We start from the raw sequence: 11,352 nt of genomic DNA, 5'->3' as shown, positions 1-11,352 counted from the left end.
GTGCCCACGCCAGGACCCGTCCGGCCCGCGGGTCGAAGCCGGCGCCCAAGAGACCTCACGGAGAAGGTGATCATGTACCGCGCAGCCCGGCGTCACTCCATCGTCATCGCGGCCCTCACCGCACCGCTGCTTCTCGGCTCCACCGCCGCCCAGGCGGCGGGGCCCCACGCGGACGGACGGGTCCGGATCTCCACGGCCTTCGAACTCCCCGGCGACCGCGTCTACCCCGAGGGAATCGCGACCGACCCCTACACCGGCGACTTCTACGTCGGGACGTACGAGGGCGGCACCATCTACAAGGCGTCACCCGGACAACGAGTCGCCACCGAATTCCTCCCCCCGCGCATCGACGGACGCTCCCAGGCCCTCGGCTTGGAGGTCGATCGCGCCAGGCGCCTGTGGGTGATCGACCGTCCCACCGGCGTCGCGGTGTACGACATCCGCACCCGCCACCTGGTGGCCCGTTTCGTCGTCCCCGGCGACGCGGCCCGGCTGGTCAACGACATGGCCATCACACCGGACGGCACCGCCTACATCACCGACAGCCGCCGCTCCACCGTCTACCGCGTGACCCCCGCCCAACTGGCAAAGGCGCACGAACAAGGCGGCGAAACACCACTCACCCCCGCATTCAACCTGAGCGACGTCGTCGAGCCCCACGCCCCCGACACGATCACCCTCAACGGAATCGTCGCAGGCCCCTCGGGCCGCTACCTGCTCACAGTCGACATGACCGGCGGCGACCTGTACAGAATCGCCCTCCCCTCCGGCAAGGTCGACAAGGTGACCCTGACCGGTGGCGACGTGACCACAGGCGACGGAATGGAATTCCAGCACAACACCCTCTGGGTCGCCCACCCCATAACCGACGCCTACGCGATCAGCCGCTGGCACATCGACTCAGACGGCCACACGGCCCGACTGACCCGCCGAGTCATCGACCTGGACTTCCAAACCCCGACGACCCTCCTCCGAAAGCACGGCAAGCTCTACGTGGTCCGCTCCCAATTCGACAAGGGCGGCCCCACCGGCCCAGGCACGCCCAAACTCCCCTTCACCATAGCCACCGTCCGCGGCCTCTAATCAACCCACACATTTTCCGTGAACGTCCATGTCCACGCCGCACAAGTACCGCAAACCGAGCGTGGGCATGGACGGGCACGCAAACATTCCTCGCCACCGAGAACCGCTAGTGGATGACGAAACGAACAGGTTCCGCGAGAGCGGTAAGGGCGCCGTCCAGGTCGGCAAGACGGGCGGCAAGAGTAGCGGTGGCGAGCCGAGCGGGAAGGGCCTCGTTGAACTTGAGGCCGCGCAAGGCCCGTTCGTCGATATCGGGAAGGCAGAGCCGGTCGGCGGCGTTCGCCGTACCGGCCTTCCACATATCCCGGGTGAGGTCGGGGCGGAGGCGCACCCATTCATCCTCGAAGCGTTGTTTCTCATCGGTCAGGCCGGAGAGAGTCGCGGTGAGAACGGCGTTGGCCCGGTAGCCGCCCCAGTTCCACCAGCGGACGTCGTCGCCCTCACGGGTGATGACGGTACCGCCGGGATGCACGGTGCGGGTGGCGGCGTCACGGGTCTTGGCAAGGTAGCGGACGGCCCGTTCCGTCATGGCCACGGGCGGATCGGCGCCGAGGAGGACGTCCCGGCACGCACGAGTGAGCGCGAAACTGGAGCCGGTGAAGGCCGTCCCGTACCAGCGGGCCTTTCCAGGCCGGTCGGTCGGTTCGACATAGCAGCGGCGCCGTTTCCAGTCGATCCAGGTGACCTGCCAACCACGGCCACCGAGGAGAAGAACGCGTGGGCCTTCCACCCGTTCGGTGAGGAGCATCGGGTCGGTCCGGCCGATCTCCTGGCGGCCGGAGAAGACGGTGAACTCGGGGGGTGCCGTGAAGACGGCGGTCATGTCCATGAAATGGCGACGGCCGAACTTCTCCTCGGCGGCGGGGCCGATGAAGAGGTATTCGCCGTCCCGCTCGACGTAACCGTGCTCGACGAGATGGCGGACGATCGGCTCGGCGCTGCGGTCGAACGGCGGCAGCCCGTTCCAGTGCTCGACCCACAGCCGGTTTCCGACCTTGTGCTCTTGCAGACACAGGGCCAGGAACTGCTGGGCGACGATGTGGCGGGGTTCCGGGGGCGCTTTCACCGGTTCGACGTATCCGCGACTCCACAACAGGGTCAGTGCAGCCGCCGAAACCAGCGAGTCCTGGTCCAGCGCCAGGAACAAACAATTGCGCGTGGTCCCCGGACGTCGTCCGCTCCGGCCGAGACGCTGGAGGAACGCGGCGACGCTGGACGGAGTGTTGATCTGGATGACGCGATCAAGGTCGCCGACGTCGATCCCGAGTTCGAGGGTGCTGGTGGAGACGATGACGCAGTCCCGGGCGTCGGCGAACGCCTCCTCAGCACGGCGGCGTTCATCCAGGGAGAGGGATGCGTGCGACAGGAAGGCGGTGACGCCGCGAGCGCGCAGCGCGGCGCCGAGTTCCTCGACGAGTTGTCGGGAATCGCAGAAGACAAGGCGTTTCTCACCACGGTGAAGCGCGGCGATGACCGTCGCGGCATTGGGCACCGAGCCGACGTAGTCGAGTTCGATGGCGTTGTCGGGGGTGGTCGCCGTCTCCGGCGCGACGACGCGCGCCGGGCCGCGGTTGGAACCTTGGAGCCAGGTCAGAAGTTCGGCCGGGTTGCCCACCGTGGCGGACAGCCCGATGCGCTGGATGGGACGCCCGGTCAAACGTGTGAGGCGTTCGAGGACGGCCAGCAGGTGCCAGCCGCGGTCGTCCCCGGCGAAGGCGTGGACCTCGTCGACGACGACCGCGCGAAGGTCGGCGAAGAGCCTGCGCTGGTCGACCTTCACGCTGAGGAGCATCGCCTCCAGCGATTCGGGGGTCGTGAGCAGGATGTCCGGCGGATCGGCGAGGATCCGGCGGCGGCCGGTCTCTGGAACGTCGCCGTGCCAGAGGGCGGCGCGGCGGCCGATCCAACCGGCATAGATTTCCAGCCGTGGCAGCAGGTTGTTGAGCAGCGCCTTCAACGGACAGACGTACACGACCGACAGGCCGCTCCAACTCCCCGAATCCATCGCGGACAGCAGCGGGAACACGGCGGCCTCGGTCTTCCCACCCGCCGTCGGGGCGAGCAGCACCGCGTCGTTCCCGTCGAGCACCGGCCCGACCGACTCCTCCTGCAAGGGCCGCAGCGACCGCCAGCCGAGCGTGTTGACGATGTGGTGCACCAGCACCGGGGAGAGACGGTCGGCGGCCACGGTCACGGCAGGTCCAGCGGCACGTCTCCGGCGGCGTTGCGCTCGGTCTCGTTCAGCTCGGACGCGGAGACGGTGAGCGCGTAGTCGCGGCGCGGGTCGAAGTCCGGGAACTCGTCCACGCGGTCGAGGACGTCGGCGACGAGCTTGCGCAGGAAGACGCGGGGCGCGACCCCGACCTTGCCTCCGAGCCCACCGGTGACGGCGGCGGCGAGGTCGGCGATGTAGGCGTCGTCGACCCGGGCCGCGATCCGCGCGGAGCCGCCGGCGGCGTACAGGTCGCGGACGTTGCGTCCGAGTTCCTCCAGTTTCGGCAGGTCGAAGCCGGTCAGCCTGAGCTGGACGGCGCGCGGCGAGTCGAACCTCGCGTCGGTACTGAAATCCGTGGCCAGACGTTGCGCGAGTGGCGCGAGCCGCTGGACACCCTGGCGCCCGTCGAAGAAGGCGGGTGTGCCGGTGATGACGAGGAACAGTCCGGGGAAGCGCCCGCCGTCGATCTCATCCAGCAGTTGCCGCAGCGCGTTCAGGCCCTTCTCTCGGACGTCGCTGCGGACGCGCTGCAGCGTCTCGATCTCGTCCAGCACGACCAGCAGACCGGGATGGCCGCAGTCGCGCAGGACGGTGAGCAGCCCCTGCAGGAAGCCGAGCGCGCCGAAGTGGTCGAGGTCTCCGCGGACGCCGGCGGCGCGGCGCGCCGACGCGGCGACCGACCGCTGCCCGCCGAGCCAGGCGATCAGCGCCTCGGCGGTGGCGGTGTCGCCGTTCTCGCTCGCTTTGCGGTAGCCGCGCAGCGCGGCGGCGAAGGCCGGGGTGGTCCGGGCGACGTCGGCGAGCCGCTGCTCCATCAGGGTGTCGACGGCGCGCGCGAGTCCCTCCGCGTCGTCCTCGGCGACCTGTCCGGCGTCCAGGACCTCCTCTTCCAAGGTGTAGAACCACAGGTCGACGACGGGCCGGAGCGCACCGGCCGGATGGCTCGCGGTGGTGAGCCGCTCGGTGAGGCGCCGGTAGACGGTTTCGAGCCGGTGCAACGGCGTCTCGGTCTCGGAGATCTGGATCTCGGCGACGGCCAGCCCGGCGCGCTTGGCCCGCTCCCCCAGCCAGCGCGCGAAGAACGTCTTGCCGGAGCCGTACTCGCCGCGGATGGCGTGGAAGGCGGAGCCTCCGGTGCCGACCGCGGCAATCTGCTCGTCCAGGGCGCCCGCGAACCGGTCCAGCCCGACGGCGAACAGGTCGAGCCCGGCACGCGGGACCGTCCCCCTCCGCAGAGCGTCGATGACCTCGCGGCGGCGGACGGCGCTGACCTGTGTCCGCGCGTCCGTCACCGTTCCACCCCGAACTGTTCGCACAGCAATGCCGTCTCCAGTGTGACGGTCGCCCCGGAGTCGATCAGCCCGAGGACGGGGTAGCCCTCGACGTTGAGCAGGCGCTGCAGGGCGGTGATGAACAGGTCGGCGTTCCGCGGCGGCCGTCCACCGGCCGCGGCCGCGGCGGCGCCGACCGCCGCCGCCGACAGCCGCCCCCCGGAGTCCGCGAGAGCGTCGATGACCGCGGCGACCTGGCGTCCCTCAGGCGCTTTGCGCAGGTACTTCCGCTGGTCGGCGTACACGGGCGAGCGGGTGACGCGCGCTCCGAGCGTGTCGGGGACCGCCGCGACGGGCGCGACGTCACCGACCGTGAAGAGAGCCTCCTTCTGCGTCGTTGTCCTGCGCGTCTTGGGCTTCGTGGCGGTGGCCTCTGGCGGGGCTTCCGGAGCTTCCTGGTCCGCCCACCACCAGGGGACGGTGTTCTCCGGCGGCAGGATCGACCAGTCCTTCGGCACGAGGTCGACCGACGGAACGAGGACGAGTACGGGCACGGTCATCTCGGCGAGGCTCGCACCACCGTGGTAGCCGGCCCGGCGCGGCAGGTACCGGATGTCCTCACGCCAGGGCACGACGACCCGCCCGCCGCCCTCCAGGACACGCGGCCCGGCGAGTTCGACCTCGCCCTCCCCCGGCTCGCCGGTCCGCCAGCGCACCGATCCGGCCCCGGAGGCCGGAGTCACCTGCCGTCCGCCCCGCTCCAGGACGTGCCCGTGGTCGGACACGAGGACGACCGGGCGCCCGTAGTCGCGCGCGGCGTTCAACAGGTCGGTCAGGAAGGTGATGTCGGACGTCCGCCAGCCGGTCCGGTCGCCCTCCCGGTCGTGGTCGAGGGCGTCGTCGATGGTGTTGAGGACGGCGCAGACGACGGCGTCGCCCGCGAGCGCGTCGAGGAGCGGCCGGGCGAGCCGCTGACCGGGACCGCCCGGGATATCAGCCTTGTGGAACACGGCAGCCTGCATGCGGCGGCGTTTCCAGAAGGCCTCGAAGCCCGCGCTCTCGGCCGCCTGCCCCCCGGAGGTGGGCGATCCGGACAGCAAGGAGGCACGACTCGTCCTGGTCACCGAAGGGATCATCGAGACCGCGCCGCGACGTGCGCCGGGCGTCGCGGAGACCTCGAGCCACCGCCCGCCTCGCGCGAGCTCCTCGCCGAGCTGGGTGGCGACCGAGGCGCTCATGCCGTCGAGGACGAGGATGAGCGGCGCCCCCTCCCGTGCGAGCGGCCGCACGATCTCGTCCATCACCGACTCCACGAGCAGGGCGCCGCCGGGCGCGGCCGCGCTCGCGGTGGCGGTCCAGTCGCGCAGCCGGGAGGCGAAGACCTCGTCGAGCGCCGAGCGGCGGGTCACCGCGGCCTCGTAGATCTCCCGATAGGCCCGGCCGAGGACGGGATCGTTTCCGGGGTCGCCCCCCCAGAGCACGTTGAGGGCCCGGTCGCCCCACCCCCAGTCCCGCATCTGCCCGGCCACACCAGCACTGACGGAGGCGATCTCGGCGGGGTCGGGCGCGTCGAGCCACCGGCGCAGGCGGGCGGCCATCGCCGCGACGCCGCAGCGGTCCGCGAACAGGTCGGCCAGCCGGTGGTCCATGACGGCGTTCAGCGCGTCGCCGACGGTCTGCGGCGAGTCGGTGAGCGCGGCGGCGAAGGCGCGGAGCCTGGCGTCGAGCCCGGACGGCAGGAACGGGTGACCGGCGACGGCGTGCCCGAGCCCGGCGGACGCGGCCAGCTCGTCGGCACGGTCCAACACGGCCATTACCCGGTCGCGAGCGGTCTGGTGCCCGCGCCGTTCCGGCCCGGCCTCGCCGATCCAGCGCGCGAGGGTGCCCTGGACGGCAGACGCGAACGCGCCGAGTTCGCCGGTGTCGTGGGTGACCCCGGCGAACAGGCCGCCGACGGCGAGCGCCGCCTCGGGGGTGCGCGCCGAGTCAGTGAGGATGGCGGCGACGACGCCGAGGGCCATCGCGTCCTCGCCCTTGCCCGCCTCCACGAGGGCGAGCAGGACGGCGGCCGCGTCCCCGACCTTCTCCCGCAGCCATGCGGCGATGCCCACGCGCTCGGCAGCCGCCAGCCCGGCGTAGCGGGCCGTGGAGCCGGGCGCACGGGACCAGGCGAGGAGGGAGTCGACGTCCAGGTCCCGGTGCCCGGAGGCGTCGCCGAGGCCCGGCAGCGCGCCGGACAGGTCGAGCCGGGCGCTGACGAGGGCGTGGACGGCGGCGTCCCGCGTCAGCACGGAGCCGCCGCTGCGCCGCCAGGGCGCCCCGGCGGGATGGAGGCGCCAGCCGTCGGAGGGCTCGGCGTCCAGCAGGGCGTCGATCAGCCATGCCTCCTGGCGGATGCGCGGGTCGAGGTCCGCCGCGCCGAACCGCTGCTTGACGATCTCCGCCCGGTCGACGCTGAGCGCGCGGCGGCCGAGGGCGTGGGCACGCAGGTCAGCGCCGAGGTCATGGTCGTCCACGCCCGTGGTGATGACAAGGATGGCGTCGGAACCGTCCTCGCCTCCGGCCGCGTGCGTCTCCCAGGCGTCGACGGCGCCGAGGACGGACGTCTGGTCGCTCACCCGGACGCGCCGCTGCCGCTCGCCGAACCGGATGGTGAACTCGGTGGGCGCGCCCTCCCGGTACCGGCCGTGGACGACGACGAGCCGGGCGGTGTCACCGGCGTTCCGCCTCGGCAGCTCGATGTCGAGCAGAGCTTCCAGCACCCGCCGGTCGATCACGGGCGGCGCGCTCATCTATCGGGCCCTCTGTCACTGCCGTCCGGTTCGTCGACGGGCTGCCAGGCGATGTCAATGGGAACGCCCGGGTTGGCCGCCGCGAACGCCCGGACCTCCGCTTCGATGCCCGCGACGGCTTCGCTGAGCGCCCGCTCCAGGTGCGTGGACTCGACGCGCCTGCGGCCGTGATTGGGGGTGCCTCCCCCGGGCGTCCGCGGATGCGGCACCCCGTCCGTCTCGCCGCCCGGCGCACCGTCCGTGGACCCGGACGGGATCGCCGGTTCGCCGTGGTCGGTCAGGCTGACCCGACCCGCGTCACCAGGCCCCGGAACGGGGACGTCGACCGGGGGACGAGGAGGTTCGGGCTCCGGCCGGGCCTGCCTGCTCGCCTCGGTGAGCAACGCCACGGCCCGCTCGTTCGCGGCCTCCAGCACCGGCGGGAGACTCCGGACGAACTCGTCGGTCCGCGCGGTGTCGGTGACGTCCCGGACGAGTTCCTCAGCACGCGCGCCCACCGAGTCACCACGACCGGCGAAGGCGGAGACCCCGTCCAGCACCCCCCATTGGACGCCGTCAAGCGCGCGGAGCACGGCCGGGGCGGAGACCAGGGCGGATCCGAGCACCTGGTCGGAGATGTCGTAGTCGGCGTCCGCGAGCGCCTGGACGAGCGGGGTGCTCTGGTCGCGCACGGCGGAGAGCCGGGCGAGCAGGTCGGCGGCGTGCCGCGCGGAGCGGCGGCGCGGAGTGTCCGGGTCCTGGATGCCCAACGACCGGGCGTGGGCCTCCAGCGCCCGGCGAACGTCGTTGACGGGCGTTTCCAGTTCCCGGGCCTTCTCCCGGATCTGCTCGGCGAGGTTGCGGACGTTCCGGCCGGACAGGATCTCGGGAACGCTGACGCCGAAGAGCGCGGCGGCACGCGCGCGGGCCCTGCCGTACTGCTGTTCGGACGGCTTGGGCTGGTCGCGCAGGGCCCACCCCCTGCCGACCGCCTCCAGCCCGGGGAACTGCTCGGGCCTGCCGCCGTTGAGCACCCAGTCACGGTCGGCGAGGAGGGCGTAGACGGCGATGATGAGGCTGGAGACGGACTTGTCGAGCCCCGTCCAGCCGTACTCGGCGATCCACTGGCGGATCTCCTCGACGGAGTAGTCGCCGCTGGTGCGGCCGTGGCGGGCGGCGAGCTGGTCGATCCGCCGCCGCCACTCGAACGAGACGTTCAGCGGCCCGTCGTGGACCTCACCCAGTTCCAGCGGGTGGACGATGCGCTTGAGTAGACCCAGCCTGTCGCGGTCGACGACCGTCCGGCCGGAGCGGTCCTCCATCGCCTTGGTGATCCAGGAAAGCACGATCTTGAGTTCGCCCATCGTCACGGCCTTGCGCGTGTGCGTCAGGTCGAGGTCGGGGTGCTTCGGATAGATCCTGGAGTACAGGCCGTCCGCCAGGGCGAGCATGTTGTATTCGAACCCGGCGCCGCCCTGCAGGCGCGGCCGGTCGTGGCCGGGCCGCAGCGACAGGACGTGCTGACCGTCCCGGACTTCGGCGGACACGTTGCCGTCGTCGCCTCCGGAGATGCCGTAGAGCTGCTGGAGGAGGGCGGTGAGCTGCGAGGCGAGGTTGTCCGCCTGCGCCTGGAGCTGGTGGCGGACGCGGATGCGCTGGTCGGACGCCAGGTGGGAGGCGTAGTCGTCGAGCCGGTCACGCTCCAGCAGGTACCGGATCTTCAGAAGCCGTCCGAGCTGGTTGGCCTTCTGCGCGGACATGTGGTGGGGCAGCCAAACAAGAGAGTCGGCCTCCAGGCCGTTGCGACGCAGTTCGTCGACCCGCCCCGCATCGTCCATCGGGTACTTGTCGCGCACGTCGAACGGGTAGTCGACGACGAACCGGATCCGCCCCTCCACGGACGGCCTGAACTGCTCGGCGGGCAGCGCGGCCGGGTCGCGGACGTTCTCGAAGACGAACTCGACCGTACGCTTGCTGCCCCGCCACACGATGTCGCGTTCGGACACGAACGCGCCGGTGTCACTGACGCCGAGCAGCTTCCAAAGCTTGTTCTTCACCCAGATCCGGCGGGCGCCGAGGTTGTCCTGCTCGCCGACCTGCTCCAGCAGCGGTTCGACGTCCAGGTCGGACAGGTGCAGCGTGAACACCGGGTCGCGGTCGCCGTCGGCGCGGATCTCGCCGAACCCGGCGGCGATCAGCTCGCGCAGCCGGGTTCCGACGACGCTGCCGGGTGTGGACAGCCGGGACTGGATCGAGCCCTGGTTGAGGGCGGCGAGCCGCGCGCCGGTGAGCCTGCTGAGCGCGGACACGTCCGGTGCCAGCGCGGAGAGGATCAGCGTCTTGACGATCCGGTCGTCGGCGCGGAAGTCCTTGTGCTCCTCCGAGCCGTACTTCTCCCGCAAGTGCGCGCGGACCTTGGCGTGGAAGTGCCGGGCGGTCTCCGCCTCCTGCTTGAGGTGGTCGGTGAACGCCTCGCCGACGTCGCGGCCGAGGACGTCCCACAGGTCGCCGAGCGGGATGAGGTCGCCGAGCCGCAGGTCGTCGCGCCGCCGCGACAGCATCGTGTTGAGCAGCTTCAGCCCGGTGCGTTCCCGCTGGAGCGCCCCCGCCAGCGCGACGAGGACGTTCAGCAGCGCGGGCGACAGCGGGTAGACGTCGCGGAAGTCGTCCCAGCCGGCCTGGGTCGCGCCGTGCGCGTCGAGCAGCGCGTCCTTGACGGCCGCGTTGTACGACTCGACCTTGGCGAACGCCTCGGCGAGAGCCGGTTCCATCCCGGGCCGCGGGCGCAGGATCCGCTTCCTGATGATCTCCGGGAGGTTGGTGTCCTCCAGGGTGACGACCTTGAAGCGCCCGGCGAGGTACTGCACGGCCGCCTCAAGGTTCTTGACGTCGGCGCCGACCACGTCCTCGCCGACGAGCTGGGACAGGTTCCGCTGCCGGGAGATGAACGACACGATCGGCACCGGGCGGTCGGAGTCGCCGGATTCGATCAGCTTGACGAGCTTGCTGACCTCGTTGTTCACCTTCTCCTGGTTGGACATGTGCGCCTGCAACCACAGGATCAGCTCGTCCAGGAAGAGGATCAGCCCGGTGTAGCCGTGCCGCTCGGCGTGCCGGCTCATCACCGCGAGGCCGTTCTCCAGCGGCAGGTAGGTCTCGGCGGCGCCGCGAGCGCCATAGGCGTAGGTGGAGAACGGGCCGTCGAGCAGCGCGGACTCCAGGGCCGTGCGCAGCGGGTCGCCGACCGGCGCGTCGAGTGCCCGGTCCAGTTCGGCGCTGGTCCACCGGGAGCCGGACGCGGCGCCCAGGTCGAGGTTCGGGAGGTCGTCGTCGGGTTCGGGTCTTTCCGGCGCGGATCCGCCGAGCCACTGGGCGAACTTGGCGTCGTCGGCGAGGAACTCGCGCTGCCTGCGCGCGTCCCGCAGCATCGCGTCGGACCGGTGGACCGGTGGGGTCGAGAGCCCGAGCCGCCGCGCCTCGGCCGCGTAGCCGCCGAGGATCGCCGAGTCCAGGTCGGTGACCCCGACCAGGTGGAACGGCACCATCATGAACTTCTGGTCACGGAGCCAGTCGTCGTGCTCGGCGACGAGTTCCTGGAACTCCGCCTTGCGCCGCGCCGCCGGATGGTTCTCCAGCAGCGCGTGCAGCACGGTCATGAAGTGGCTCTTGCCGGAGCCGAACGACCCGTGCAGGTAGGCGGCGTTCGACTTGCCGCTCCGCACCGACGCCTTCACCAGGCTCAGCGAATCCCGGAACGCCTGCTTGAGCTGGTCGGTGACGACGTACTCGTCGATGCGCTGGTCGGCCTCGTCGAACCCGCCGGTCAGCTCGACCTTGTAGTCACCGGCGAGGACCTCCTCGGGGATGTCCAGGACGTCTCGCAGGTACAGTTCCGCCGCCCGCTCCGCCACCGTCGACTCCCCTCGCCTCACCTGCGCGCACGCCCTTGCCGCGAGCCTCAAAGATAGTGCCCGCGCGGGGTTCTCCCGGCCCCCGCGCACCTGATTTCCCG

General features: G+C 71.3%; 5 protein-coding genes. 1 reads left to right on the top strand and 4 read right to left on the bottom strand.

The window, feature by feature from the left end; translation table 11 throughout:
• Positions 1 to 72: 72 nt before the first annotated feature.
• The gene (locus tag FXF68_RS34745) at positions 73 to 1,083 is read left to right on the top strand and encodes an SMP-30/gluconolactonase/LRE family protein (protein WP_222870220.1); all 1,011 of its coding nucleotides are present in this window, start codon (positions 73 to 75) and stop codon (positions 1,081 to 1,083) included.
• Between the two features lie 106 nt (positions 1,084 to 1,189).
• On the opposite strand, the gene FXF68_RS34740 is transcribed toward FXF68_RS34745, so the two are convergent.
• The 4 genes from FXF68_RS34740 to FXF68_RS34725 are packed head-to-tail and all read right to left on the bottom strand — an operon-like array spanning position 1,190 to position 11,251.
• Positions 1,190 to 3,277 (bottom strand): DEAD/DEAH box helicase, encoded by a 2,088-nt coding sequence (locus FXF68_RS34740; protein WP_148766859.1) that lies wholly within the window; start codon positions 3,275 to 3,277, stop codon positions 1,190 to 1,192.
• On the bottom strand, positions 3,274 to 4,590 hold the full coding sequence (gene brxD / locus FXF68_RS34735) for a BREX system ATP-binding protein BrxD (protein WP_148766857.1): 1,317 nt from the start codon (positions 4,588 to 4,590) through the stop codon (positions 3,274 to 3,276). Before brxD ends, FXF68_RS34740 begins: the two co-directional genes overlap by 4 nt.
• Positions 4,587 to 7,361 carry a BREX-2 system phosphatase PglZ gene (gene pglZ / locus FXF68_RS34730; RefSeq protein WP_148766855.1) on the bottom strand — a complete coding sequence of 925 codons (2,775 nt, stop codon included), beginning with the start codon at positions 7,359 to 7,361 and terminating at the stop codon, positions 4,587 to 4,589. Before pglZ ends, brxD begins: the two co-directional genes overlap by 4 nt.
• Positions 7,358 to 11,251 carry a BREX-2 system ATPase PglY family protein gene (locus FXF68_RS34725; RefSeq protein ID WP_148766853.1) on the bottom strand — a complete coding sequence of 1,298 codons (3,894 nt, stop codon included), beginning with the start codon at positions 11,249 to 11,251 and terminating at the stop codon, positions 7,358 to 7,360. The genes pglZ and FXF68_RS34725 overlap by 4 nt, the downstream gene beginning before the upstream one ends.
• Positions 11,252 to 11,352: the final 101 nt, after the last annotated feature.

Source organism: Actinomadura decatromicini (assembly GCF_008121305.1).
GTDB classification, from domain to species: domain Bacteria; phylum Actinomycetota; class Actinomycetes; order Streptosporangiales; family Streptosporangiaceae; genus Spirillospora; species Spirillospora syzygii.
This window is presented reverse-complemented; position numbering and strand designations above follow the sequence as displayed.

Excerpts from the sequence above, each read along its gene's own strand:
- FXF68_RS34745 (WP_222870220.1), top strand. The coding sequence starts at position 73 with ATGTACCGCGCAGCCCGGCGTCACTCCATCGTCATCGCGGCCCTCACC.
- pglZ (WP_148766855.1), bottom strand. The coding sequence starts at position 7,361 with ATGAGCGCGCCGCCCGTGATCGACCGGCGGGTGCTGGAAGCTCTGCTC.